This is a genomic window from Stenotrophomonas sp. YJH_SMC_46, from assembly GCF_059370315.1.
Genome location: NZ_JCAFTO010000002.1, coordinates 532,192 through 556,673 on the forward strand (window position 1 = coordinate 532,192; position 24,482 = coordinate 556,673).

Annotated in this window: 22 protein-coding genes; 14 read left to right on the forward strand and 8 right to left on the reverse strand. The window is 66.5% G+C overall.

The features are described from left to right. Nucleotides 1–35: 35 nt before the first annotated feature. The gene (locus AC5P8C_RS07490; RefSeq protein WP_021203894.1) at nt 36–2,132 is read left to right on the forward strand and encodes a prolyl oligopeptidase family serine peptidase; all 2,097 of its coding nucleotides are present in this window, start codon (nt 36–38) and stop codon (nt 2,130–2,132) included. A 109-nt stretch (nt 2,133–2,241) separates the two neighbouring features. Here AC5P8C_RS07490 and AC5P8C_RS07495 read toward each other — a convergent pair whose 3' ends face one another. Then, the gene (locus AC5P8C_RS07495; protein WP_495218520.1) at nt 2,242–3,426 is read right to left on the reverse strand and encodes a pyridoxal phosphate-dependent aminotransferase; all 1,185 of its coding nucleotides are present in this window, start codon (nt 3,424–3,426) and stop codon (nt 2,242–2,244) included. 204 nt (nt 3,427–3,630) lie between these two features. Here AC5P8C_RS07495 and AC5P8C_RS07500 point away from each other — a divergent pair, with 204 nt between their 5' ends. From AC5P8C_RS07500 to hslU, 8 genes are all read left to right on the forward strand, one after another. After that, nucleotides 3,631–5,742 (forward strand): S9 family peptidase, encoded by a 2,112-nt coding sequence (locus AC5P8C_RS07500; RefSeq protein WP_021203895.1) that lies wholly within the window; start codon nt 3,631–3,633, stop codon nt 5,740–5,742. Nucleotides 5,743–5,796: 54 nt separating this feature from the next. Then, nucleotides 5,797–6,219, forward strand: a complete 423-nt coding sequence (locus tag AC5P8C_RS07505) for a YbaN family protein (RefSeq protein ID WP_021203896.1) — start codon at nt 5,797–5,799, stop codon at nt 6,217–6,219. A 127-nt stretch (nt 6,220–6,346) separates the two neighbouring features. Then, complete coding sequence (gene lptM / locus AC5P8C_RS07510) at nt 6,347–6,619, forward strand: LPS translocon maturation chaperone LptM (RefSeq protein ID WP_031270510.1); 273 nt, start codon at nt 6,347–6,349, stop codon at nt 6,617–6,619. Next, complete coding sequence (dapF, locus tag AC5P8C_RS07515; RefSeq protein ID WP_495218521.1) at nt 6,612–7,463, forward strand: diaminopimelate epimerase; 852 nt, start codon at nt 6,612–6,614, stop codon at nt 7,461–7,463. The genes lptM and dapF overlap by 8 nt, the downstream gene beginning before the upstream one ends. After that, nucleotides 7,460–8,134: a DUF484 family protein gene (locus AC5P8C_RS07520; protein ID WP_019660702.1), complete on the forward strand. Its 675-nt coding sequence runs from the start codon at nt 7,460–7,462 to the stop codon at nt 8,132–8,134. The genes dapF and AC5P8C_RS07520 overlap by 4 nt, the downstream gene beginning before the upstream one ends. Nucleotides 8,135–8,150: 16 nt before the next feature. After that, nucleotides 8,151–9,047, forward strand: coding sequence for a tyrosine recombinase XerC (xerC, locus tag AC5P8C_RS07525; RefSeq protein WP_019660701.1), 897 nt, complete (start codon nt 8,151–8,153; stop codon nt 9,045–9,047). A gap of 85 nt (nt 9,048–9,132) precedes the next feature. Continuing rightward, on the forward strand, nt 9,133–9,684 hold the full coding sequence (gene hslV, locus AC5P8C_RS07530; RefSeq protein ID WP_005411093.1) for an ATP-dependent protease subunit HslV: 552 nt from the start codon (nt 9,133–9,135) through the stop codon (nt 9,682–9,684). 106 nt (nt 9,685–9,790) lie between these two features. After that, nucleotides 9,791–11,164 (forward strand): ATP-dependent protease ATPase subunit HslU, encoded by a 1,374-nt coding sequence (gene hslU / locus AC5P8C_RS07535; RefSeq protein ID WP_026347094.1) that lies wholly within the window; start codon nt 9,791–9,793, stop codon nt 11,162–11,164. 96 nt (nt 11,165–11,260) lie between these two features. On the opposite strand, the gene AC5P8C_RS07540 is transcribed toward hslU, so the two are convergent. Both AC5P8C_RS07540 and smeT read right to left on the reverse strand, forming a co-directional pair. Beyond that, a complete protein-coding gene (locus tag AC5P8C_RS07540) occupies nt 11,261–12,253 on the reverse strand; it encodes a Gfo/Idh/MocA family protein (RefSeq protein ID WP_019660699.1) in 993 nt (330 codons plus the stop codon). A 46-nt stretch (nt 12,254–12,299) separates the two neighbouring features. Next, nucleotides 12,300–12,959: an efflux transporter SmeDEF transcriptional repressor SmeT gene (gene smeT, locus AC5P8C_RS07545; RefSeq protein ID WP_019660698.1), complete on the reverse strand. Its 660-nt coding sequence runs from the start codon at nt 12,957–12,959 to the stop codon at nt 12,300–12,302. A 207-nt stretch (nt 12,960–13,166) separates the two neighbouring features. On the opposite strand from smeT, the gene smeD reads away from it, so the two are divergent. From smeD to smeF, 3 genes are all read left to right on the forward strand, one after another. After that, nucleotides 13,167–14,351: a multidrug efflux RND transporter periplasmic adaptor subunit SmeD gene (gene smeD / locus AC5P8C_RS07550; protein ID WP_495218522.1), complete on the forward strand. Its 1,185-nt coding sequence runs from the start codon at nt 13,167–13,169 to the stop codon at nt 14,349–14,351. A 12-nt stretch (nt 14,352–14,363) separates the two neighbouring features. Beyond that, nucleotides 14,364–17,486 carry a multidrug efflux RND transporter permease subunit SmeE gene (gene smeE / locus AC5P8C_RS07555; protein ID WP_495218523.1) on the forward strand — a complete coding sequence of 1,041 codons (3,123 nt, stop codon included), beginning with the start codon at nt 14,364–14,366 and terminating at the stop codon, nt 17,484–17,486. 97 nt (nt 17,487–17,583) lie between these two features. Beyond that, nucleotides 17,584–18,969, forward strand: coding sequence for a multidrug efflux RND transporter outer membrane subunit SmeF (gene smeF / locus AC5P8C_RS07560; protein ID WP_026347093.1), 1,386 nt, complete (start codon nt 17,584–17,586; stop codon nt 18,967–18,969). Nucleotides 18,970–19,077: 108 nt separating this feature from the next. Here smeF and AC5P8C_RS07565 read toward each other — a convergent pair whose 3' ends face one another. From AC5P8C_RS07565 to AC5P8C_RS07585, 5 genes are all read right to left on the reverse strand, one after another. Then, nucleotides 19,078–19,530 carry an REP-associated tyrosine transposase gene (locus AC5P8C_RS07565; RefSeq protein ID WP_026347092.1) on the reverse strand — a complete coding sequence of 151 codons (453 nt, stop codon included), beginning with the start codon at nt 19,528–19,530 and terminating at the stop codon, nt 19,078–19,080. A 107-nt stretch (nt 19,531–19,637) separates the two neighbouring features. Then, nucleotides 19,638–20,060: a low affinity iron permease family protein gene (locus tag AC5P8C_RS07570; RefSeq protein ID WP_019660693.1), complete on the reverse strand. Its 423-nt coding sequence runs from the start codon at nt 20,058–20,060 to the stop codon at nt 19,638–19,640. A gap of 67 nt (nt 20,061–20,127) precedes the next feature. Continuing rightward, nucleotides 20,128–20,463 carry a hypothetical protein gene (locus AC5P8C_RS07575; RefSeq protein ID WP_019660692.1) on the reverse strand — a complete coding sequence of 112 codons (336 nt, stop codon included), beginning with the start codon at nt 20,461–20,463 and terminating at the stop codon, nt 20,128–20,130. Between the two features lie 75 nt (nt 20,464–20,538). Next, on the reverse strand, nt 20,539–20,799 hold the full coding sequence (locus tag AC5P8C_RS07580) for a hypothetical protein (protein WP_019660691.1): 261 nt from the start codon (nt 20,797–20,799) through the stop codon (nt 20,539–20,541). Between the two features lie 198 nt (nt 20,800–20,997). Then, nucleotides 20,998–21,450, reverse strand: a complete 453-nt coding sequence (locus tag AC5P8C_RS07585) for a nucleoside deaminase (RefSeq protein WP_005419409.1) — start codon at nt 21,448–21,450, stop codon at nt 20,998–21,000. A gap of 80 nt (nt 21,451–21,530) precedes the next feature. Between AC5P8C_RS07585 and ubiE the strand changes: the two genes are divergently transcribed. Continuing rightward, nucleotides 21,531–22,292, forward strand: a complete 762-nt coding sequence (gene ubiE, locus AC5P8C_RS07590) for a bifunctional demethylmenaquinone methyltransferase/2-methoxy-6-polyprenyl-1,4-benzoquinol methylase UbiE (RefSeq protein WP_019660690.1) — start codon at nt 21,531–21,533, stop codon at nt 22,290–22,292. Between the two features lie 183 nt (nt 22,293–22,475). After that, nucleotides 22,476–24,404, forward strand: a complete 1,929-nt coding sequence (locus AC5P8C_RS07595) for a M1 family metallopeptidase (RefSeq protein WP_019660689.1) — start codon at nt 22,476–22,478, stop codon at nt 24,402–24,404. Nucleotides 24,405–24,482: the final 78 nt, after the last annotated feature.

Genomic DNA, 24,482 nt, shown 5'->3' on the forward strand with positions numbered 1-24,482 from the left:
TAGCGTTCCAGGGCTTATGACTGCCTGGAGCTGCAATGTCACGATTCGCTTCCGCCTGCCTGTTGGCTGGCATGATGACCGCTGCCTCGGTGGGGACCGCCGTGGCCGCTGAAGACACCGACCGTTACGCCTGGCTCGAAGACGTAACCGGCGACAAGCCGCTGGCCTGGGTCAAGGAACAGAACGCCAAGTCCGAGGCGCGCCTTGCGCAGACCCCGGCATTCAAGCAGATGGAAGCCAGCATCCGCGAGGTGCTCGACTCCGATGCCAAGATTCCCGCCGTGCAGAAGATCGGCGACTACTACTACAACTTCTGGAAGGACCAGCAGCACGAGCGTGGCCTGTGGCGACGCACCACCCTGGCCGAATACCGCAAGGCCTCGCCGCAGTGGGAAACCGTGCTCGACCTGGATGCACTGAACAAGGCCGAGGGTGAGAACTGGGTCTGGCACGGCGCCGATTGCCTGCGCCCGGACTACAGCCGTTGCCTGATCGCGTTGTCGCGCGGCGGCGCCGATGCCGACGTCACCCGCGAATTCGACCTGGCCAACAAGACCTGGATCAAGGATGGCTTCTTCCGTCCGGAGTCGAAGGGTGGCCTCAACTGGATCGACCGCGATACCGTGTTCGTCTACACCGACTTCGGTGCCGGCTCGATGACCACCTCCGGCTACCCGCGCGTGGCCAAGCTGTGGAAGCGTGGCACTCCGATGGCCTCGGCCACGACGGTGTACGAAGGCAAGCCGGAAGACATGTACATCGCGGCGACGCACGATGACACTCCGGGCTTCGAACGCAATCTGGTCAGCCGCACGCTCGCCTTCTACAACAACGAGATCTACCTGCGCGGTGACGATGGCACGCTGACCAAGATCGACGCGCCGAATTCGGCCGAGAAGGGCCTGCACAAGCAATGGCTGACCCTGGAGCTGCGTGATCCGTGGACTGTCGGGGGCAAGACCTATGCGTCCGGTTCGTTGCTGGCCACCAAGCTGGATGACTTCCTGGCCGGCAAGCGCGAGTTCGACGTGCTGTTCACCCCGACCGCGACCACCTCGCTGGCCAGCGCCACCTGGACCAGGAACCATCTGGTGCTGAACGTGCTGGACGACGTCAAGAACCGCCTGTCGGTGCTGACGCCGGGCGCCAATGGCTGGCAGACCAGCCGCTTCGTTGGTGCACCGGCTTTCGGCACGCTGGGCGTGGCTGCGGTCGACAGCAATGACAGCGACGCGGTGTGGCTGACGGCCACCGACTATCTGACCCCGACCACGCTGGCGCTGGCCGAGATCGGCCAGGCTCCGGAAACGCTGAAGACCATGCCGGCCTTCTTCGATGCCAAGGGCAAGGTGATCGAGCAGCACTTCGCCACCAGCAAGGATGGCACCCGCGTGCCGTACTTCGTTGTGCACGATCGGGCGATGAAGCTGGACGGTTCCAATCCGACCCTGCTGTACGGCTACGGTGGCTTCGAGATCTCGCTGACCCCGAGCTATTCCGGTGGCATGGGCCGCGCCTGGCTGGAAAAGGGCGGCGTGTACGTGGTCGCCAACATCCGTGGCGGTGGCGAGTATGGGCCGCGCTGGCACCAGGCGGCACTGAAGCAGAACCGCCACAAGGCCTATGAAGACATGGCCGCGGTGGCGCGCGATCTGGTCAAGCGCAAGATCACCAGCGCCAGGCACCTGGGCGTGCAGGGCGGCAGCAATGGTGGCCTGCTGACCGGCAACATGCTGACCCAGTACCCGGAGCTGTTCGGTGCGGTGGTGGTGCAGGTGCCGCTGCTGGACATGAAGCGCTACAACCACCTGCTGGCAGGCGCATCGTGGATGGCCGAGTACGGCAACCCGGATACCAGCGACTGGGAGTTCATCAAGACCTTCTCGCCGTACCACCTGTTCGATGCGAAGAAGAAGTACCCGCCGGTGCTGTTCACCACCTCCACCCGCGATGACCGCGTGCATCCGGGCCATGCCCGCAAGATGGCGGCGAAGATGATCGACGCCGGCAAGGACGTGACCTACTACGAGAACATCGAAGGTGGCCACGGCGGCGCCGCCAACAACGCGCAGGCCGCACACATGTCGGCGCTGGCCTACAGCTTCCTGTGGGAGCGGTTGGGCGGCAAGTAAGCAGAACGGAAAACGCCGCCCCAGGGCGGCGTTTTCCGTTATCGGGTAGCGCCGGGCCATGCCCGGCGCGCGCGTAGCGCGGCAGGATGCGGCCGGGCATGGCCCGGCGCTACCGGAAATGCTTCAACCCACGCGCGATCCGCTCCACCGCCTCCTGCAATCGCGGCACTTCCTGGGTATAGGCCAGGCGCACGTGCTGGTTGGCACGATGGAAGCCGAAATCCAGCCCGGGCGTGAATGCCACATGCTCGGTTTCCAGGAAGTGGGCGCAGAACGCCTGCGCATCGTCGGTGAACGCGCTGACGTCTGCGTACAGGTAGAACGCGCCCTGCGGCTCGACCTCGATACGGAAGCCCAGCTCACGCAGTGCGGGCAGCAGGAAGTCGCGACGCTGGCGGAACGCTTCGCGGCGCTGTTCGAAGATCGCCATCGATTCCTCGCTGAAACAGGCGAGGGCGGCATGCTGGGCGATGCTCGAGGCGCTGATGTACAGGTTCTGCGCCAGCTTCTCCAGGTCCGGTACCGCGGCCGGCGGTGCCACCAGCCAGCCCAGCCGCCAGCCGGTCATGCCGAAATACTTGGAGAAGCTGTTCAGCACGAACGCGCTGTCATCCACCTGCAGCACGCTGGGCGCATCCAGGCCATAGGTGAGGCCGTGGTAGATCTCGTCCACCACCAGGTGGCCGCCCCGCGCGTGCAGGGCCTGCGACAGTGCGGCCAGATCGCCGGCGGAAAGCACGGTGCCGGTCGGGTTGGCCGGTGAGGCGACCAGCGCGCCGACGCTGTCGGCATCCCAGTGCCGTTCCACCAGTGACGGGGTCAGCTGGTAGGCGGTCTCCGGCCCGACCGGTACCAGTTGCGCACCGCCTTCCACCAGGCGCAGGAAGTGGCGGTTGCACGGATAGCCGGGGTCCGCCAGCAGCCAGTGGCGGCCGGGATCGACCAGCAGGCTGCTGGCCAGCAGCAGCGCACCGGACCCACCCGGTGTGACCAGGATGCGTTCAGGGTCGATATCCAGCCCGTAATGGCTGCGATAGAAGCCGCTGATGGCCTCACGCAGAGCCGGCAGGCCACGTGCGGCGGTGTAGCGGGTATGACCGGCGGCCAATGCGGCCTGGCCGGCGCGCACGACAGGTTCGGCGGTGGTGAAGTCCGGTTCGCCGATTTCCAGGTGGATCACATCGTGGCCGGCCTGCTCCAGCGCCTGTGCGCGGGCCAGCAGGGACATCACGTGGAATGGAGCGATTTCATGGCTGCGCCGGCTGTAGCCCGGCGTGTGGGGCAGGGTGCTCATGTGCCCATGGTACGCCGCGCGTCTGGGTCATGCGTTCTGGTAGTGCCGGCCGCCGGCCGGCATTCCGACCGTCTCCGGGTTCGTGAGGTTGCTGGCCAGCGGCGGCACTCCCCATGACGATCCGCAGGGTTGCCCGCAGCCCTCCTGCAACCCAGACTCGGGCACAAGGACGCCATTGCATTGCAGTTCAAGGAACCCCACTACATGAAATCCACTCTCTGCCTGTTGCTCGCCAGCCTGATGACCACTACTGCCACCGCCGCCACTCCGCCTGTTCCGCCGGATGCCGCCAAGCATCCGCATGTGGTCAAGGCGCCGTTCGGCGCGACCCGCAACGATGACTATTACTGGCTGCGCGACGACAAGCGCGAGAACAAGGACATGCTGGCCTACCTGCAGGCCGAGAATGCCTACGCGGACCAGGTGCTGGCGCCGCTCAAGCCGCTCGAAGACACCCTGTACAAGGAGATCGTCGGCCGCATCAAGCAGGATGATTCCAGCGTGCCGGCGCGTGAGCGCGGCTATTGGTACTACAGCCGCTTCGAGACCGGCCAGGACTATCCGATCCACGCGCGCCGCAAGGGCAGCATGGAGGCCGCCGAGGAGATCCTGCTGGACGTCAACGCCATGGCCGCCGGCAAGGGCTATTTCAGCGTCGGCTCGATGGAAGTGAGCCAGGACAACCAGCTGCTGGCCTGGGCCGAGGATGATGTGGGCCGCCGCCAGTACACGATCCGCTTCAAGGATCTGGCCACCGGCAAGGTGCTGCCCGATGTGATCACCGGCAGCTCCGGCGACCTGGTCTGGGCCGACGACAACCGCACCGTGCTGTATGTCGAGAACGATCCGGAAACGCTGCTGACCGTGCGCGTGAAGAAGCACGTGCTGGGCACTCCAGCCAGCGCCGACACCGTCGTCTACGAAGAGAAGGACGACAGCTTCTACATGGGCATCGGCCGCACCCGCGATGATCGCTTCATCACCATCGGCGTGCACAGCACCGTGTCCTCGGAAGAGCGCTACGCACCGGCCAGCGACCCGACCACGTTCACCGTGCTGGCCCCTCGCCAGCGTGACGTCGAGTACGATGCCGACCACTACGACGGCCGCTGGGTGATCCGCACCAACGACGGCGCGAAGAACTTCAAGCTGGTCACCGCACCGACCGATGCGACCTCGCGTGCGCAGTGGAAGGACTGGATCGCGCACGACGATGCGGTGTTCATCGAAGGCTTCGAACTGTTCGATGGCTACACCGCCATCGCCGAACGCTCCGAGGGCCTGGAACGCATCCGCCTGCTGTTCAAGGATGGCCGCAGCGACTACGTGAAGGCTGATGAGCCAGCGTACTCGATGGGCCTGGGCGACAACACCGAGGCCGATACGCCCTGGCTGCGCTACGTATACACCTCGATGACCACCCCGACCACCGTGTTCGAGCTGAACACCGCCACCGGCGAACGCCGCCAGCTGAAGGTGCAGCCGGTGATCGGCTATGACGCGTCGAAGTACGAAACCGACCGCGTCTGGATCACCGCGCGCGATGGCGTGAAGGTGCCGGTGTCGCTGGTCTACCGCAAGGGCTACCAGAAGGATGGCAAGGGCGCGCTGTTCCAGTACGCCTATGGCAGCTATGGCATGTCGATGGATCCGTACTTCAACCAGACCGCGGTGAGCCTGCTCGACCGCGGCGTGGTCTATGCCATCGCCCACATCCGCGGCGGCCAGGAAATGGGCCGCGACTGGTACGAGAACGGCAAGCTGCTGCACAAGCAGAACACCTTCAACGACTTCATCGACGTCACCCGCGGCCTGGTCGCACAGGGCTGGGCGGCGAAGGATCGCGTCGCTGCGTCCGGTGGCAGCGCCGGCGGCCTGCTGATGGGCGCGGTGGCCAACCAGGCCCCGCAGGATTACCGGGTGATGGTGGCGCAGGTCCCGTTCGTCGACGTGGTCACCACCATGCTCGACCCGACCATTCCGCTGACCACCAATGAGTACGACGAGTGGGGCAACCCGGAACAGAAACAGTATTACGACTACATGCTGTCCTACTCGCCCTACGACAACGTGAAGCGGCAGGCGTACCCGGCGCTGTTCGTGGGTACCGGCCTGTGGGATTCGCAGGTGCAGTACTGGGAGCCGGCCAAGTGGGTGGCCAAGCTGCGTGACGACAACACCGGCCACTACCCGATCCTGTTCCGCACCAACATGGAAGCCGGCCACGGCGGCAAGTCGGGGCGCTTCCAGCGCTACCGCGAGCTGTCCGAGTCGTACGCGTTCGTGCTGCAGCAGCTGGGCATCGCCCAGCCGTGATCGCGACAGGGTGCCGGGCGCTGCCTGGCACCCTGAACCGGTATCCTTGCGGCCATGAGCGCGCCAGATCCTTCCGCCCCTCGCGATGCCGCCACGCCTCCGCGCGTGGTGCGTTTCCGCTGGGCGTGGTGGCTGCTGGCGTATGTCAGCCTCGGCACCGGCATCGTCGGCATCTTCGTGCCGGGCCTGCCGACCACCGTATTCATCCTGATTTCGGCCTGGGCCGCCTCGCGTGGCTCCGAGCGCCTGCACAACTGGCTGCTGCAGCATCCACGCTTCGGCCCGGCCATCGCCAACTGGCAGGCACACGGGGCGGTCAGCCGCTACGGCAAGTGGATGGCCACGATCACCATGGCGGTATGCGCCGCCATCATGCTGTGGTGCGTACCGATTGCCTGGGTGAAGTGGTTCTCGATCGGCAGCATGACCGTGGTGGCGATCTGGCTGTGGACGCGGCCGCTGCCGCCAAAGCAATGATTGCCCGCCGGGCATGGCCCGGCGCTACCTGCGGCGCCCGGTTACGGTAGCGCCGGGCCATGCCCGGCGGATGCGTGGCGTGCCGCCCTGCACCAACCGCTCAGCCGCCAATGGCTATACTCGGGGCATGAAGATCCCCCATCGAAACGCCATCCTGATTCCGCTGGCAGCGGCCTCGCTGCTGCTCCTCGCCGCCTGCGGCAACAAGGGCCCGCTGGTACTGCCGCAGAAGCCGGTGCCGGTGGAAGAAACCGTCGAACCCGCTGCCGAGCCCGCCACCGAGGCGACCCCGGCGGAGGCCCAGGGCGCCGTTGCCCCCGCCACGACCGTCGACCCGGCTGCAACGACCACTCAGCCGGCACCCGCGCCAGCGAAGAAGGCGGGCAGCGGGGATGAGTAAGGCCAGTTCCACGGCGCTGCGCTTCAGCAAGATGCACGGCGCGGGCAATGATTTTGTAGTGATCGACCTGCGTGACGGCACCGCGCCGCCTACGCCCGAACTGGCCGCGCGCCTTGCCGACCGCCACACCGGCGTCGGCTGCGACCAGATCCTGACCATCGAAGCGCCGCGTGCGGAAGGCTCGGTGGCCTCGTACCGCATCTGGAATGCCGACGGTTCCAATTCCGAGCAGTGCGGCAATGGCGCGCGCTGCATCGCGGCCTGGCTGGTGCGCCAAGGGAGTGCGCAGGGCGATGCGTTCGTCATCGACAGCCCGCTGGCCAGCCATGAAGTGAAGGTGCTCGGTGGCGGACAGTTCGCCGTAACCATGGGCGTGCCTGCCTTTGAGCCGGCCAACGTGCCGCTGATGGGCTTCGCCCATCCGCGCGAGGAATACCTGCTGCCGCTGCAGGGCGAAAGCGTGCGCTTCGCCGCAGTGTCGATGGGCAACCCGCATGCGGTGATCGAAGTCGGCCTGATCGATGCTGCGCCGGTCGAGCGCGTCGGTGCGCTGCTGCAGCAGCATGCCTCGTTCCCGCGCTCGGTGAACGTGGGCTTCGCCCAGGTGATGGGCCCGGCGCACGCCCGCCTGCGCGTGTTCGAGCGCGGCGTCGGCGAAACCTTGGCCTGTGGCAGTGGCGCCTGCGCCGCTGCGGTGACCCTGATGCAGCGCGGCCGCCTGCAGCGCGATGCCCGCATCAGCCTGCCCGGTGGTGACCTGCGCATCCAGTGGCCGGGGGATGGCCAGCCTGTGGTGATGGCCGGCCCGACCGCATTCGTCTTCGAAGGGGAGTGGATGGCATGAGCGAAACCGTCGACAAGCTCGGGGCCCACGAAGTCGCTGCCTGGTTGCGGCGTCATCCCGGCTTCCTCAAGCAGTTCCCGGACCTGGCCCTGACCCTGGTGGTGCCGCGCGATGACGGCCCGACCGCATCGCTGGCCAGCTACCAGCTGGAAGTGCTGCGCGAGAAGAACCGCGAGCTGGCGCGACGGTTGGCCGACCTGGGCGCGACCGCCCAGGTCAACGAGCGGCTGGCGGTGCGCACGCATCAGCTGACCCTGGCACTGATGAAGCAGGACAATGCGGCCGACACTCTGCGTGCGATGGCCGCTTCGTTGCAGGAAGACTTCGCCGGCGACCTGGTGCGGCTGGTGGTGCATGCGCCGGTGGCCGGGCTGGAACAGGCCGACTGGCTGCAGGTGATCGCCGCCGATGATCCGCAACTGGGCCCGTTCCGCGACTGCCTGAAGGACGGCGAGCCGATCTGCGGCCGCCTGCAGCCGGAGAAGAACGCCGTGCTGTACGGCGCGCGCAGCGAGGAGGTGCAGACCACCGCGCTGCTGCCGCTGCCGGGGGTTGGCCTGATCGCGGTCGGCAGCCATGATCCGAACCGTTTCTACCCGGGCATGGGCACGTTGTTCCTGCGCATGATGGGCGACGCCCTGGCCACTGGCCTGAAGCGCTTCCCGAGCTGAGCAGGGCACGACGGCGATGAGCGCGGTACAGGCGTTCCTGCAGCATCTGCAGGTGGAGCGGCGGATGTCGGCGCACACACTCGACGCCTACCGCCGCGACCTGGACGCGCTGTCGGCCTGGGCCGAGCCGCGTGGCGTAGCCGTGGAGGCACTCGATGCCGAAGCGTTGCGCCAGTTCGTGGCCGATGAGCATCGCCGCGGCCTGTCGGCCAAGAGCCTGCAGCGCCGCCTGTCGGCCTGCCGAAGCTTCTACGCCTGGCTGCTCAAGCACGGACGCATCGAGGCCAGCCCGGCAGCGACGTTGAAGGCCCCGCGCGCGCCGCGCCGCTTGCCGCAGGTTCTCGATGCCGATGAGGCCGTGCAGCTGGTCGAGCTGGAGCCGGACGGCGACCTCGGCCGGCGTGACCGCGCGCTGCTGGAGCTGTTCTATTCCTCGGGCCTGCGCCTGAGCGAAGTCTGCGCGCTGACTTGGCGCGATCTGGATTTCGACAGCGGCTTGGTCAACGTGCTGGGCAAGGGCAACCGCCAGCGCAGGGTGCCGTTCGGCCGGCCGGCGCGCGAAGCGCTGCAGGCGTGGCGCGCGGAAAGTGGTGGCGGCCCGTCTTCGCCGGTATTCCCCGGCCGCAACGGGCCGATCAGCCCGCGTGCGGTACAGATCCGCATCCGCCAGCTGGCGCAGCGCCAGGGCCTGTTCAAGCAGGTGCACCCGCACATGCTGCGGCACAGTTTTGCCAGCCACATCCTGGAGTCGTCCGGTGACCTGCGCGGCGTGCAGGAACTGCTCGGCCACGCCGACATCGCTACCACGCAGATCTACACCCACCTCGATTTCCAGCACCTGGCCAAGGTCTACGACGCCGCGCACCCGCGCGCGAAGCGCCGACGCAGCAACGACGGCAGCGGAGAAAGCTGAACGTTGCCCCTGCGGCGGCCGGTCGCGGGTGGCTTGAAGGGCGCAGCGCAGTCCCCACCTCTGGTTCTGTCACCCCGGAGGCATCATGGACCCCAGTCAGAACCCCAACGTTTTCCACGCCACCACCATCGTCTGCGTCCGTCGCGGCGAGCACGTGGCCATTGCCGGCGACGGCCAGGTCACGCTGGGCCACACCGTGATGAAGGGCAACGCGCGCAAGGTGCGCCGCCTTGGCCGCGACGGCCAGGTGCTGGCCGGATTCGCCGGCGCCGCGGCCGATGCCTTCACCCTGTTCGAGCTGTTCGAGGCCAAGCTGGAAAAGCACGGCCAGCTGCAACGCGCCGCGGTCGAGCTGGCCAAGGATTGGCGCACCGAGCGCCGCCTCGGAAAGCTTGAAGCCCTGTTGGCCGTGGCTGACAAGGAAACCTCGCTGATCATCAGCGGCACCGGCGATGTGATCGAACCGGAGGACGGCATCATCGCCATCGGCTCCGGTGGCTCGTATGCACTGTCGGCTGCGCGCGCGCTGATGGCACATACCGAACTGGATGCGCGCACGATTGCCAGTGAAGCGATCGGCATCGCCGGCGACATCTGCATCTACACCAACCGCAACGTGGTGGTCGAGGAGCTGTGACGGGGAACCCGTCACAGACATTCCAGATTCGCCGGGCATGGCCCGGCGCTACCGTCCGGGGCCGTTCGGTTCCGGCATCGTAGACAACGAATTCGTGAGCACATCCATGTCGAAGATCGAAGTATCCTCCGCCACCATGACCCCGCGCGAGATCGTGCAGGAACTGGACCGGCATATCGTGGGCCAGCACGACGCCAAGCGTGCCGTGGCCATCGCCCTGCGCAACCGCTGGCGCCGCATGCAGCTGGCGCCGGAGCTTCGCAATGAAGTGATGCCCAAGAACATCCTGATGATCGGCCCGACCGGCGTCGGCAAGACCGAGATCGCGCGCCGCCTGGCTACGTTGGCCAACGCGCCGTTCGTGAAGGTCGAAGCCACGCGCTTCACCGAAGTGGGCTACGTCGGCAAGGACGTCGAGCAGATCATCCGCGACCTGGCCGACACCGCGGTCAAGCTCTATCGCGAACAGGCCAAGGTGCGCGTGCGTACCCAGGCCGAAGAACGCGCCGAAGACCGCATCCTCGATGCGCTGCTGCCGCGTCGTAGCGGCGGCATCGGTTTCGATCCTGAAGTCGCCCGCAACGAACCGTCGGCGCAGGACAACGAGACCCGCATCAAGTTCCGCAAGATGCTGCGCAACGGTGAGCTGGACGAGCGTGAGATCGAGCTCGACCTGGCGGCCAATGTCAGCATGGACATCATGACCCCGCCGGGCATGGAGGAAATGGGCCAGCAGCTGAAGTCGATGTTCGCCAACCTGGGTGGCGGCGCGAAGGCGCACAAGCGCACGCTGACCATCAAGGCCGCGCGTCCGCTGCTGATCGAGGAAGAGGCCGGCAAGCTGGTCAACGAGGACGATATCCGCACTGCGGCAATCGAGGCCTGCGAGCAGCACGGCATCGTCTTCATCGACGAGATCGACAAGGTTGCCAAGCGCGGCGACAACGTGGGCGGTGGCGATGTCTCCCGCGAAGGCGTGCAGCGCGACCTGCTGCCGCTGGTGGAAGGCTCCAACGTGTCCACCAAGTACGGCACGATCAAGACCGACCACATCCTGTTCATCGCGTCGGGCGCGTTCCACCTGGCCAAGCCCAGCGACCTGATTCCGGAGCTGCAGGGCCGTTTCCCGATCCGCGTTGAGCTGGGCGCGTTGAGCAAGGGCGACTTCGTGCGCATCCTGACCGAACCGAAGGCGGCGCTGACCAAGCAGTACGAAGCACTGCTGGCCACCGAAGGCGTCAAGGTCAGTTTCACTGCCGATGCCATCGAGCGCCTGGCCGAGATCGCGTTCCAGGTGAACGAGCGCCAGGAAAACATCGGCGCGCGCCGCCTGCATACGGTGCTGGAGCGCCTGCTGGATTCGCTCAGCTACGAGGCACCGGACCGCGATGGAGAAACCCTGGCCATCGACAGCGCCTACGTCGATGCACACCTGGGTGAGCTGGTGCAGGACCCGGACCTGAGCCGCTACATCCTGTAGTGCGCATCGAGGTCGGATCCTTCGCCGTGGCGAGGGCCCTGACTCCATCCGCTGCAACAGAAAAGGCCGCCGCAGGGCGGCCTTTTGCGTTGGCGCTCAGCGCGATTGCCGGGCGCGGTAGGCCTGCAGTACCTGGTCGATCACTGCACTGGTGCGGGCGGCGCTGATGCCGTTCGAGGGCGAGTGCCCGTGGCCGCGCAGTTCGTCCACGACGGAGGCGATCAACGGCTGCTGGACCGATGGCGGGTTCGGGATATCGAATACCTGCACGCCCGCTTCGGTCTCCAGCACCACCGGAACGTCCTCGAAGGTGGCAAAGCGCAGCTGCCCCAGGTCGCCGGTGATCTCGACCTCGTCCTGTCGGCGGAACGCGCAGAAGCTCCATTGCGCGATGCCGTGCGCCCCCACCCCGGTGCGGAAGCACATCGAGACGCTGTCTTCGGCGGCGTAGGCGCCGGTCAACGAACTGGCCAGGCCGCGCACGTCGCTAAGGGGCCCCAGCAGATGGTCGAGCAGGTCCAGCGTGTGTGAGCCCAGGTCGACGAACAGCCCGCCGCCGGCGATGGCGGGGTTGGTTCGCCAGAAGCCCGGCGATGCGGCAGCCGCCGAATGTGGCCGATGCAGGGTGGCGCGCACGCTGCGCGGCGTACCGATCGCGCCGCTGTCCAGCAGCTGCTTCACCTGTGCGAAGCGGGGCAGGGCACGGCGGTAGTAGGCCACGAACACGGGCACGCCGCTGCGGGCGCTGGCCGCGATGATGCGCTGGCACTCGTCGTGGTTCATGGCCATCGGCTTTTCGATGTAGACCGGCTTGCCTGCAGCAATCGCCTGCAATGCGTAGTGCATGTGCGTGGAGGGCGGTGTTGCAACGTAGACCGCGTTCACCTCCGGATCGGCGATGAGTGCATCGGCGTCCGCGTACCAGCGCGGAATCGCGTGGCGGCGTGCATAGTCTTCGGCCAATGCGGCATTGCGGCGCATGACCGCCACTACCCGTGAGCCCGGCGTGTTGGCCAGGGCCGGCCCGCTCTTCTTCTCGGTGACGCTGCCACACCCGATGAAGCCCCACACCACGTTGTCCAGGATCATCGATCTGCCCTTGCAGGGGGTGCCGCAGTGATGGGAGCAGCCTCGTTCACGCCTCGGGTAGCGGCTCGGGGACGGTGCCGGGAACGAACACACCATCCTTCACGTAGGCGGCCAGGGTCATGTCCAGCGCGAGCATGCCATCGCGCTTGAGGTCCATCAGTTCCGGTTCGACCATCGCGCCGTGCAGCACGCCCAGCACGGTGGCGTGCAGCATGCGTGCGGCGATCTTCGGGTCGGCGCCCTCGCGCAGCTGGCCCAGGTCCTTGGCGCGGCGCAGGGCGCGCTCCATCCGGTCCAGCGCATCGCGGAAGCCGGCCTGCTGCATTTCGGTCAGGACCCTGGTGTCGGCCGACGCATCGCTGCGCAGCATGATTTCCATGGTCTTGCGCAGGCGTTCGTCCTCGGACAGCTCGATGAACGAGTGGATCATCACCGCGCGCAGGTCGTGCACCGGGGTGTCGCGCTGGTCGGTGGAGGTGCGCTCCAGTTCCTGCATGAAGGGCAGGTGCACCCGCTCGACGATCGCGGCCAGCACCTCGCTCTTGTTCTTGAAGTGCCAGTACACCGCGCCACGGGTATAGCCGGCGCGGGCGCCGATCATCTCCAGCGTGGTACGGGCCACGCCGTGTTCATGGAAGCAGGCTTCGGCGGCGTCAAGGATGCCTTCCCGGGTTGCCTGGGTGTCCTCTTTGGTCTTGCGGGCCATGGGTAGGTACGAGTGCGGGTGAAACGTGGCTGAATTGTACCGGTTTACAAACAAACAAGCATGTATGTATATTTCGCTCCCATCATTCCCGTCGTGTGCGTGGCAGGCCGGTCCGGCTCCCACTCCCCGCTGGTGCGCGTTGCCTGCTGGCGCTTTCGGCCTGTATCAGCGCGATTTGAGATTCCTTGCCCTAAGAGCCTTTCCGTCATGTTGCTGAGCCGAATCCGACCCTTTGCACTGTCGCTGGCCATCGCCGCAGCCGTGGCTGCCTGCGGCGGCCAACCCCAGGCCCCCGAGCAGGGCCCGGGTGACGTCACCGTGGTCACGCTGAAGTCCGAAACCGTGGGCCTGACCCGCGAACTGCCGGGCCGTACCAACGCCTTCCTGGTCGCCGAAGTGCGCCCGCAGGTCAACGGCATCGTTGCCAAGCGCCTGTTCACCGAAGGCGGCATGGTCAAGGCCGGCGAGCCGCTGTACCAGATCGAGGACGCCAGCTACCGCGCCCAGGCCAACAGCGCCCGCGCCCAGCTGGCCCGCGCCGAAGCCACGGCCAACGCCGCGCGCCTGAGCGCCAAGCGCATCACCGAGCTGGCCAAGGTCGACGCGGTCAGCCAGCAGGACCTGGAAAACGCCGTGGCCGCGCAGAAGCAGGCCGAGGCCGATGTCGGTGCCGCCAGGGCCTCGCTGGACGCGGCCAACGTCACCCTCGGCTATGCCCGCATCACCGCGCCGATCAGCGGCCGCATCGGCAAGTCCAGCGTTACCCAGGGTGCGCTGGTCAACGCCGGCCAGGCCAATGCACTGGCGACCGTGCAGCAGCTGGATCCGATCTATGTCGACCTGACCCAGTCCTCCGCCGAACTGCTGCAGCTGCGCCGCGAACTGGCTGCCGGCCGCCTGCAGGACAACCAGACCCTGCCGGTCAGCATCCTGATGGAAGACGGCAGCACCTTCGAGCACAAGGGTACGCTGGAGTTCTCCGAAGTCAGCGTCGATCCGACCACCGGCAGCTTCGGCCTGCGCGTGAAGGTGGACAACCCGGACGGCCTGCTGATGCCGGGCATGTACGTGCGTGCGGTGATCGGCGGCGGCGTGCGCAGCGATGCGGTGCTGGTGCCGATGCAGGGCATCGCGCGCGATCCGAAGGGCGACACCACCGCGATGGTGGTCGGCAAGGACAACAAGGTCGAAGTGCGCCCGGTCAAGGTCAGCCGCACGGTCGGCGACAAGTGGCTGGTCGAGGACGGCCTGAAGGCCGGTGACAAGGTCATCGTCGAAGGCCTGCAGAAGATCGGCCCCGGCATGCCGGTCAAGGCCACCGAAAAGGGCGACGCACCGGCCAAGCCGGCGGCAGCCGCCCAGCCTGCCGCCCCGGCCGGCGACGCGAAGTAAGCGGAGAACTCCATGGCACGCTTTTTCATCGATCGACCCATCTTTGCGTGGGTGATCGCCATCATCATCATGCTCGCCGGCGGCCTGGCCCTGTTCAAGCTGCCGGTCTCGATGTACCCCAACGTCGCGCCGCCAGCGGTGGAAATCAGCGCCACCTACCCGGGTGCATCGGCCAAGGTGGTCGAGGACTCGGTGACGCAGATCATCGAGCAGAACATGAAGGGCCTCGATGGCCTGATCTACTTCTCCTCCAACAGCTCGTCCAACGGCCAAGCCACCATCACCCTGACCTTCGAAAGCGGCACCAACCCGGATATCGCCCAGGTGCAGGTGCAGAACAAGCTGCAGCTGGCCATGCCGCTGCTGCCGCAGGAAGTGCAGCGGCAGGGCATCAACGTGGCCAAGTCCAGCTCGGGCTTCCTGAACGTCATCGCGTTCGTGTCCGAGAACGGCAGCATGGACGCCAACGACATCGCCGACTACGTCGGTTCCAATGTCGTCGATCGCCTGAGCCGCGTGCCAGGCGTGGGCAACATCCAGGTATTCGGTGGCAAGTACGCCATGCGCATCTGGCTGGACCCGAACAAGCTGCATACCTATGGCCTGTCCGTCGCGGAAGTGACTGCGGCAATCAAGGCACAGAATGCCCAGGTGGCGATCGGCCAGCTCGGCGGTGCGCCGTCGGTGAAGGGCCAGCAGCTCAACGCCACCATCAACGCGCAGTCGCGCCTGCAGACCCCGGAACAGTTCCGCAACATCATCGTGCGCGGCGCGCAGGACGGTGCCGAGCTGCGCCTGGGTGATGTCGCCCGCGTCGAACTGGGGGCTGAGTCCTACGACTTCGTCACCCGCTACAACGGCCAGCCGGCCAGCGGCCTGGCGGTCACCCTGGCCACCGGCGCCAACGCGCTGGATACTGCGGCCGGCGTGGACGCTGCGCTGGAAGACATGAAGAGCTTCTTCCCGGCAGGGCTGAAGGCCGAGATCCCGTACGACACCACCCCGTTCGTGCGCGTGTCGATCAAGGGCGTGCTGCAGACCCTGCTCGAAGCGATCGTGCTGGTGTTCGTGGTGATGTACCTGTTCCTGCAGAACTTCCGCGCCACCCTGATCCCGACCATCGCCGTGCCGGTGGTGCTGCTGGGTACCTTCGGCGTGCTGGCGATGCTGGGCTTCTCGGTGAACATGCTGACCATGTTCGCGATGGTGCTGGCGATCGGTCTGCTGGTGGACGATGCCATCGTGGTGGTGGAGAACGTCGAGCGCATCATGTCCGAGGAAGGACTGTCGCCGCTTGAAGCGACCCGCAAGTCGATGGGCCAGATCACCGGTGCGCTGGTGGGTATCGGCCTGGTGCTGTCGGCGGTGTTCGTGCCGATGGCCTTCATGAGCGGATCCACCGGCGTGATCTACCGGCAGTTCTCGGCCACGATTGTCTCTGCAATGGCGTTGTCGGTGCTGGTGGCGATCGTGCTGACGCCGGCACTGTGCGCGACCATGCTCAAGCCGCTGAAGAAGGGCGAGCATCATGTTGCCCACCGCGGCCTGGCCGGTCGCTTCTTCAACGGTTTCAATCGTGGCTTCGACCGCACCAGCGAAAGTTACCAGCGTGGTGTGCGCGGCATCATCCATCGTCCGTGGCGCTTCATGGGCATCGTGGCGGCGCTGTTCGTGCTGATGGGCGTGCTGTTCGTGCGCCTGCCCAGCTCGTTCCTGCCCAACGAAGACCAGGGCGTGCTGATGGCGCTGGTGCAGGCCCCGGTCGGCGCCACCCAGGAGCGCACGCTGGAATCGATCGCGGCATTGGAGAACCACTTCCTGCAGAACGAGAAGGATGCGGTGGATTCGGTGTTCTCCGTGCAGGGCTTCAGCTTCGCCGGCATGGGCCAGAACGCCGGCATGGCGTTCGTCAAGCTGAAGGACTGGAGCGAGCGTGACGCCAACAATGGCGTGATGCCGATCACCGGCCGTGCGATGGCGGCCCTGGGCCAGATCAAGGATGCCTTCATCTTTGCCTTCCCGCCGCCGGCCATTCCGGAGCTGGGGACCGCCTCAGGCTACACCTTCTTCCTGAAGGACAACAGCGGCCAGGGCCACGAGGCACTGGTGGCCGCGCGCAACCAGCTGCTCGGTCTGGCCGCCGGCAGCAAGAAGCTGGCCAATGTGCGCCCGAACGGCCAGGAGGACACGCCGCAGTTCCGCATCGACATCGACGCGGCCAAGGCGACCTCGCTGGGGCTGTCGATCGACCAGATCAACGGCACGCTGGCCGCTGCGTGGGGCAGCTCGTACATCGATGACTTCGTCGATCGTGGCCGCGTCAAGCGCGTGTTCGTGCAGGCCGACCAGCCGTTCCGCATGGTCCCGGAGGACTTCGACCTCTGGTCCGTGAAGAACGACAAGGGCGAGATGGTGCCGTTCAGTGCATTCGCCACCAAGCACTGGGATTACGGTTCGCCGCGCCTGGAGCGCTACAACGGTGTGTCGGCGATGGAGATCCAGGGCGAACCGGCCCCGGGTGTCGCCTCCGGCGATGCCATGGCCGAGATCGAGCAGCTGGCCAAGCAGCTGCCCGCGGGCTTCGGCATCGAGTGGACGGCGATGTCCTACCAGGAACGCCAGGCCGGCTCGCAGACGCCGTTGCTGTACACGCTGTCGCTGATGATCGTGTTCCTGTGCCTGGCCGCGATGTACGAAAGCTGGAGCGTGCCGACCGCGGTGCTGCTGGCGGCCCCGCTGGGTATCCTCGGCGCGGTGCTGGCCAACACCTTCAAGGGCCTGGAACGCGACATCTATTTCCAGGTGGCGATGCTGACCACGGTGGGCCTGACCAGCAAGAACGCGATCCTGATCGTCGAGTTCGCCAAGGAAAACCTGGAAAAGGGCGCCAGCCTGATCGAGTCGATCATGCACGCCGTGCGCGACCGCCTGCGCCCGATCGTGATGACCTCGCTCGCCTTCGGCATGGGCGTGGTACCGCTGGCGATCTCCACCGGCGCCGGCTCCGGTGCCAAGCAGGCGATCGGCACCGGCGTGCTCGGCGGCATGATCGTCGGCACCGTGCTCGGCGTGTTCTTCGTGCCGCTGTTCTTCGTGGTGGTGCAGCGCGTGTTCAAGCGCAAGACCGCCGAGTGATGAAATCCGGTAGCGCCGGACCATGCCCGGCGGATGCCTCACCGCGTAGCCGCCGGGCATGGCCCGGCGCTACCACCGTGACCCCCAAGGTGTCGCCATGAAATTCTCTTCTCTTGCTGTATCCCTGGCCGCCGCGCTCGCGCTGGCAGGTTGCTCCACCCTGGTGCCGAAGAACACCGCTGTCGCCCCGGCGATCCCGGCGCAGTGGCCGGCCGAGGCCGCGCAGGGCGAGGTGGCCGATGCCGCCGCCGTCGGCTGGCGCGACTTCTTCACCGATGCGCGCCTGCAGCAGGTGATCGAGCAGTCGCTGCAGAACAATCGCGATCTGCGCGTGGCCGTGCTCAACGTTGAACGCGCGCGCGGCCAGTACCGCGTGCAGCGCGCTGATCGCGTGCCTGGCGTGGCCGTCACCGGCCAGATGGACCGTCGCGGTACCGATGCCGGTGTCAGCGAGCAGTTCACCGCCGGCGTTGGCGTGGCCGAGTTCGAGCTGGACCTGTTCGGCCGCGTGCGCAATCTCAGTGAAGCCGCGCTGCAGCAGTACTTCGCGGTGGCCGCCAACCGCCGCAACGCGCAGTTGAGCCTGGTTGCCGAGACCGCAACTGCGTGGCTGACGTATGGTGCCGACGCGCAGCGCCTGGAGATCGCCGAGGCCACGCTGAAGACCTACGAAGATTCGTTGCGCCTGGCCGAGGCCCGCCACGAGCGTGGCGGCAGTTCGGCACTGGAACTGACCCAGACCCGCACGCTGGTCGAGACCGCGCGCACCGATGCTGCGCGCCTGCGTGGCCAGCTGGCCCAGGACCGCAACGCGCTGGCGCTGCTGGCCGGTGGCCAGCTCGATCCGGCACTGCTGCCGGACGGCATCGAACCGCAGCTGCTGGCACTGGCACCGCCGCCGGCAGGCCTGCCCAGCGACGTGCTGCTGCAGCGCCCGGACATCATGGCCGCCGAACACCAGCTGCTGGCGGCCAACGCCAATATCGGTGCGGCACGCGCGGCGTTCTTCCCGAGCATCTCGCTGACCGGCAGCATCGGCAGTGGTTCGAGCGAACTGTCCAACCTGTTCGACAGCGGTACGCGCGTGTGGAGCTTCCTGCCGAAGATCACGCTGCCGATCTTCCAGGGCGGCAAGCTGCGCGCCAACCTGGCCATCGCCAACGCCGATCGTGATATCGCTCTGGCGCAGTACGAGAAGTCGATCCAGGTGGGCTTCCGCGAAACCGCCGATGCGCTGGCGTTGAATGTCAGCCTGGACGAGCAGGTGCGTTCACAGCAGCGCCTGGTGGAAGCGGCCGAACAGGCCAACCGCCTGTCGCAGGCGCGCTACGACGCGGGCCTGGACAGCTTCGTGACCCTGCTGGATGCGCGACGTACCGCCTACAACGCACAACAGACCCAGCTGCAGGCGCAGCTGGCGCAGCAGGTCAACCGCATCACGCTGTACAAGGTGCTGGGCGGTGGCTGGCACGAGCGCAGCTGAGCAGCAATTCGATACCGGTAGCGCCGGGCCACGCCCGGCGGCTTTTCGTTCCTGCATGCCTGACGTCTGGGCGGACCGCACTTCGTGCTCGCCGGGCATGGCCGGGCGCTACCGCATGGGCCAACGGCACCATGCAAACGGATATTCATCGAGATGCAGGGTCAACCCTGCTCGGATGGGGTTGCCCAGGATGTACAACGCATGGCGCCTCAAGGCTTCCTCGCTGCGTACCGCGTGATCGAAATAGCTCGGCTGCCACAAAGGCGTCTGTATGCCGAACTGCTGCCCCAGCAACCGGCTGCTGCGGGATTTCACCGTTCCCATCATGCGCGCCAGTGATCCGTCGCGCAGCTGCATCAGCCAGTGCAGATGGTCAGGCATGACGACCCAAGCAAAGGACCGACTGAGGCCCATGCGTTCAACATACCTCAATGCATCCACAAGACACGTTGCACAACGTGGATCTTCAAAGACCGGACGCCGGTGGCGTACGACCGTGGTGAGGACGTAGTAGCCCCCGATACGGGAGTGGAGGCTGCGTTCCAGGTGACGGCTGGACATGGCGCCAGTCTGCACTGATGGGATGTCCGCCGTTATCAGCCGAGGGCGATGGCCCGTGTGGGATTCTTCCGGGTATCGCGCTCGCCGGGCATGGCCCGGCGCTACCGTCAGATCGCTTCATCGTCGCGCCGCGCTGCATGGCAGGCGCGCACCCGCGCGAGCGCATCGCCGGCTTCGCGCGCCATCTGCTCGTACTCGGCGCGGATCTCTTCCAGGCGTGCCTCGTCCAGTTCTTCCAGATCGAGCAGCTCGTTGTTGGCCTCGGCGGTTGCCCGGATCAGCTCGTCCAGCTTGATCTGCATCGCGGCGGTGTCCGCGTTCTGCGTGTGCTGGATCAGGAACACCATCAGGAAGGTGATGATGGTGGTGCCGGTGTTGATCACCAGCTGCCAGGTGTCGTTGAAGCCGAACACCGGGCCACTGATGCCCCAGATCACCACGATCGCCACTGCAGCCAGGAAGGTCCACGGCGAGCCCGTGGCGGCCGCGGCCTTCTTGGCGATCGTATTGAACAGGTTTCGTGCTTTCATCGTCGTCGTCCCACTCAGGTGACGAGGATGATCGGCAGTGGCGCGTGGAGGCGCCGTGCAGCGGCCGTCAGGCGCGCATGCGTTGCAGTCGTGGCGCCTGCAGGCTGCGCACCGGGCTGCTCTGATAGACGTGCTGCCAGCAGAGGTCGACGAACTCGCGGGCCTGTGCTTCGCTCAGCCGCGGCATGATCTGCAGGGCGTACTGGGTCTGGAACATTTCGTCACGTTCGGCCTCGCTGGCGCGCGGCTGGGTGATCAGCGAATCACAGGCGAACTTGATCCACGGCACGTAGGAGCCGAACGAGTTGTGCGGCAGTGCGCCCTCGGCATGCTGGCGGCGCCAGTGGTCAAGCTCGGCGTCTACGTTGATGACCGGAGGAATGGTGGGGAATTCAGCGTGCATGACAATCCAGTTCGGTTGAGTGGAAAGGGAGTGGGGGTTCATCGGAGTGTGGCGTATCTGCCGGTGCATGCCGCGTCAGCGGGATGTGGAGCCGGTGTGGCGATTGCTGATCAGTTGCGCGTGCTCGACCGCCCCCATCTGCTCGGCCATGGTGGCCATCGCGTTGCACAGTCGCTCGTGATCGCGTGGCTGGCCGCGCACCAGTTCCAGCTGCAGGCCCTGGTAGGCACTCCAGAACGACGCACTGCGCCGGTGCAGCGCGAAGTGCTGCTGCAGGCGTTCGCGGATGGATTCGAGGATCGGGTCGGGCGTAAGTCGTACGGCGTGCGCGCACATGGCTGGCTCCGCCGGGGAAACGAGCCCCGGTAACCCCACCCTAGGCGTGTCAGCCGGGTGGGGTGTTACCGCAGTGTGTGCACGCAGTCCAGCTGACTGTGCGCGCGGTCACTTCAATGGCCGCAAACGCTATCCGCACTAAGAGGTGGCGGCACTGAAGCGTTCATTAAACGGGTTCAACGGATGACGGTGTGTGGCTCATTCACCGATGTCTTCGTTCCAGATGTCCGGATGGCGGCTGATGAAATCGCCGAGCAGGTCGACGCATTCCTGGTTGTCGAGGTCGATCACGTTGACGCCGTTTTCCCGCAACCAGTCGATGCCGCCCTGGAAGGTGCGCGATTCGCCCACCACCACGGTGCCGATGTTGAACTGGCGCACCAGGCCAGAGCAGTACCAGCACGGTGCCAGGGTGGTGACCATGATCGTGTCCTGGTAACGGCGCTGGCGGCCGGCCTTGCGGAACGCATCGGTCTCGCCGTGCACCGACGGGTCGCCTTCCTGCACGCGGCGGTTGTGGCCGCAGCCAAGCAGGCGGCCGTCGTTGTGGTACAGGGCCGCGCCGATCGGCACGCCGCCCTCGGCCAGGCCTTGGCGGGCTTCGGCGATGGCGGTCTGCAGCAGGGCCTGGTAGTCGGGCGTGGTGATCATGCGGGGCTCCGGTAAGTCGTGGCCCGCCATGATACGGGCAGGGGGTGCCGCTGGCCCCCGGCGGTGCGATAATCGGGGCCATGAGCGAATCCCCCTACAAAGCCGGTACCACCCATTTCGGGTTCCGCGACGTCGCCGCCAAGGACAAGCAGAAGCTGGTCGGCCAGGTGTTCACCTCGGTCGCGCGCAACTACGACCTGATGAACGACCTGATGAGCCTGGGCGTGCACCGGGCGTGGAAGCGCTACTACGTGGCGACCGCGCAGGTGAAGCCGGGCGACCGCGTGCTCGACCTGGCCGGCGGCACCGGCGACATCGCCGCCCTGCTGAAGGAGCGCGTCGGCGCCGAGGGCTCGGTGGTGCTGGGCGACATCAACGCCGGCATGCTGTCGGTCGGCCGTGACCGCCTGACCAACCGCGGCCTGGTGCTCGGCCTGGACTACGTGCAGTGCAACGCCGAAGCCCTGCCGTTCCCGGACAACAGCTTCGATCTGGTCACCATTGCCTTCGGCCTGCGCAACGTGACCGACAAGGACGCTGGCCTGCGCGAGATGTACCGCGTGCTGAAGGTGGGCGGCCAGGCCCGCGTGCTGGAGTTCTCCGAAGTCACCGCGGACTGGTTCAAGCCCATCTACGACTTCCACTCGTTCAAGATCCTGCCGAAGCTGGGCAAGCTGTTCGCCAACGATTCGGACAGCTACCAGTACTTGGCCGAGAGCATCCGCAAGCACCCGCCGCAGGACGAACTGAAGGCGATGATGGCGCAGGCCGGCTTCGAGCGCTGCCACTACAAGAACCTGACCGGCGGCATCGTCTCGATCCACTCGGGCTACAAGCTGTAAGCCCGGTGTCCGGGTAGTGCCGGCCGCTGGCCGGCATCCCCGTGCCCGGTCATCGTCCGTGCGGATGCCGGCCAGCGGCCGGCACTACCGGTGCTGTGGGCCGCCATTACCCCGCACCGCGCAACGCCTGCGCGGCCGGAGGGAGTTACCATTGGGGTTTGATCCCCGTAACGGTCCCGATTCATGCGTAATCCGCTGATGCTCCTTCCGCTGGCCGTGGCCCTGGCCGCCGGCTGCTCCCAGGAGGCGGCCGCGCCCGCCGCCGCCCCGACTGCCGCAAAGGCCCCTGCCGCCCCCGTGAACGCCGAGAACCGCAGCCACGACGAAAGCTCGTACGCCGAGCCGGACAAGGTCGTCATCAAGGACATCGCGCTGGATCTGAAGCTGGACTTCGACCAGAAGCAGATCGGCGGTACCGCCACCTACACCCTGGAATGGAAACAGAAGGACGCCAGGCAACTGGTGCTCGACACCCGCGAGCTGACCGTGTCCAAGGTCGAGGCCGTTGCCGCCGACGGCGCGCGCAGCCCGCTGAAGTTCGAACTGGCCCCGGCCGACAAGGTGTTCGGCAGCAAGCTGACCATCGAGGCCCCGGAACAGCCGGCCAAGGTGGAAGTGACCTACCACACCGCACCGACCGCCTCGGGCCTGCAGTGGCTGGCACCGTCGATGACCGAGGGCAAGAAGCTGCCCTTCATGTTCAGCCAGTCGCAGGCCATCCACGCCCGTTCGTGGGTGCCGCTGCAGGACACCCCGAGCGTGCGTTTCACCTACAGCGCGCACGTGGTCTCGCGCCCGGACGTGATGGTGCTGATGAGCGCCGACAACGATCCGAAGGCCGCGCGTGACGGTGACTACACCTTCAAGATGCCGCAGCCGATTCCGTCCTACCTGCTGGCCATCGCGGCCGGCGACCTGGTGTTCGAGCCGATCTCCGGCCGCTCCGGCGTCTGGGCCGAGCCGACCATGGTCAACAAGGCCGCCAAGGAATTCGAGGACACCGAGAAGATGATCGGTGCCGCCGAGAAGCTGTACGGCGAATACCGCTGGGGCCGCTACGACATGCTGGTGCTGCCGCCGTCGTTCCCGTTCGGCGGCATGGAGAACCCGCGCCTGACCTTCGCCACCCCGACCGTGATCGTCGGCGACAAGTCGCTGGTCTCGCTGGTCGCCCATGAACTGGCGCACAGCTGGTCGGGCAACCTGGTGACCAACGCCAGCTGGAAGGACATCTGGCTCAATGAAGGCTTCACTACCTACGTCCAGGGCCGCATCACCGAAGCCCTGTACGGCAAGGAGATGGCCGAGATGGAGAAGCAGATCGACCAGACCGACCTGCTGGCCGAAGTGAAGGACATGAGCCCGGCCGACCAGGCGCTGGCGCTGCCGCCGCTGAACGAGCGCGACCCCGACGAAGCGCTCAGCCAGGTCGCCTACGTCAAGGGTGCATGGTTCCTGGAGTTCCTGGAGCAGCGCTTCGGCCGCGAGACCTTCGATCCGTTCCTGCGCGGCTGGTTCGATGACCATGCTTTCCAGAGCGCGAACACCGACCAGTTCGTCGACTACATGAAGAAGAACCTGCTGCCGAAGAATCCGTCGGCAGTGACCGAGGCCGAACTGAAGGCATGGCTGGACGAGCCGGGTATCCCGGCGTTTGCGGCCAAGGCGCAGTCGCGCAACTTCAGCAGCGTCGATACCGCACGCATCGCCTTTGCCAGCGCCGGCACCGTGCCCAGCAGCCAGGTCATCGCCGACTGGAGCACCCAGGAATGGGTGCGCTTCATCGACGGCCTGGGCGCGACCCAGCCGCTGGACAAGCTGGCCACGCTGGACAAGGCCTTCCACTTCACCGGCACCCCGAATGGCGAAATCGCCATGCGCTGGTACCCGCTGGCGATCCGCAGCGGCTACGAGCAGGCCAATGAAGGCGCGGCGGCATTCATCGAGCGCGTCGGCCGTCGCAAGCTGATCCTGCCGATCTACGCCGAACTGGTGAAGACCCCGAAGGGGCTGGAGCTGGCCAAGCAGGCCTTCGAAAGGGCCAAGCCGGGCTACCACCCGATCACCACCGCCTCGGTCCAGGACATGCTGGCCAAGGCTGAAGCCAAGTAAGCGGTAGTGCCGGCCGCTGGCCGGCAACCGGTCACTGCTTCACCACCAACGGCGGGGAAACCCGCCGTTGGTGTATCC

Coding starts and splice junctions, on each gene's coding strand:
- dapF (WP_495218521.1), top strand. CDS start 6,612: ATGAGTAAGGCCAGTTCCACGGCGCTGCGCTTCAGCAAGATGCACGGC.
- AC5P8C_RS07585 (WP_005419409.1), bottom strand. CDS start 21,450: ATGATCACCACGCCCGACTACCAGGCCCTGCTGCAGACCGCCATCGCC.
- smeD (WP_495218522.1), top strand. CDS start 13,167: ATGTTGCTGAGCCGAATCCGACCCTTTGCACTGTCGCTGGCCATCGCC.
- AC5P8C_RS07580 (WP_019660691.1), bottom strand. CDS start 20,799: ATGTGCGCGCACGCCGTACGACTTACGCCCGACCCGATCCTCGAATCC.
- AC5P8C_RS07500 (WP_021203895.1), top strand. CDS start 3,631: ATGAAATCCACTCTCTGCCTGTTGCTCGCCAGCCTGATGACCACTACT.
- AC5P8C_RS07505 (WP_021203896.1), top strand. CDS start 5,797: ATGAGCGCGCCAGATCCTTCCGCCCCTCGCGATGCCGCCACGCCTCCG.
- AC5P8C_RS07575 (WP_019660692.1), bottom strand. CDS start 20,463: ATGCACGCTGAATTCCCCACCATTCCTCCGGTCATCAACGTAGACGCC.
- smeF (WP_026347093.1), top strand. CDS start 17,584: ATGAAATTCTCTTCTCTTGCTGTATCCCTGGCCGCCGCGCTCGCGCTG.
- AC5P8C_RS07490 (WP_021203894.1), top strand. CDS start 36: ATGTCACGATTCGCTTCCGCCTGCCTGTTGGCTGGCATGATGACCGCT.
- AC5P8C_RS07540 (WP_019660699.1), bottom strand. CDS start 12,253: ATGATCCTGGACAACGTGGTGTGGGGCTTCATCGGGTGTGGCAGCGTC.
- smeT (WP_019660698.1), bottom strand. CDS start 12,959: ATGGCCCGCAAGACCAAAGAGGACACCCAGGCAACCCGGGAAGGCATC.
- hslU (WP_026347094.1), top strand. CDS start 9,791: ATGTCGAAGATCGAAGTATCCTCCGCCACCATGACCCCGCGCGAGATC.
- AC5P8C_RS07595 (WP_019660689.1), top strand. CDS start 22,476: ATGCGTAATCCGCTGATGCTCCTTCCGCTGGCCGTGGCCCTGGCCGCC.
- AC5P8C_RS07570 (WP_019660693.1), bottom strand. CDS start 20,060: ATGAAAGCACGAAACCTGTTCAATACGATCGCCAAGAAGGCCGCGGCC.
- AC5P8C_RS07520 (WP_019660702.1), top strand. CDS start 7,460: ATGAGCGAAACCGTCGACAAGCTCGGGGCCCACGAAGTCGCTGCCTGG.
- lptM (WP_031270510.1), top strand. CDS start 6,347: ATGAAGATCCCCCATCGAAACGCCATCCTGATTCCGCTGGCAGCGGCC.
- ubiE (WP_019660690.1), top strand. CDS start 21,531: ATGAGCGAATCCCCCTACAAAGCCGGTACCACCCATTTCGGGTTCCGC.
- smeE (WP_495218523.1), top strand. CDS start 14,364: ATGGCACGCTTTTTCATCGATCGACCCATCTTTGCGTGGGTGATCGCC.
- hslV (WP_005411093.1), top strand. CDS start 9,133: ATGGACCCCAGTCAGAACCCCAACGTTTTCCACGCCACCACCATCGTC.
- AC5P8C_RS07565 (WP_026347092.1), bottom strand. CDS start 19,530: ATGTCCAGCCGTCACCTGGAACGCAGCCTCCACTCCCGTATCGGGGGC.
- AC5P8C_RS07495 (WP_495218520.1), bottom strand. CDS start 3,426: ATGAGCACCCTGCCCCACACGCCGGGCTACAGCCGGCGCAGCCATGAA.
- xerC (WP_019660701.1), top strand. CDS start 8,151: ATGAGCGCGGTACAGGCGTTCCTGCAGCATCTGCAGGTGGAGCGGCGG.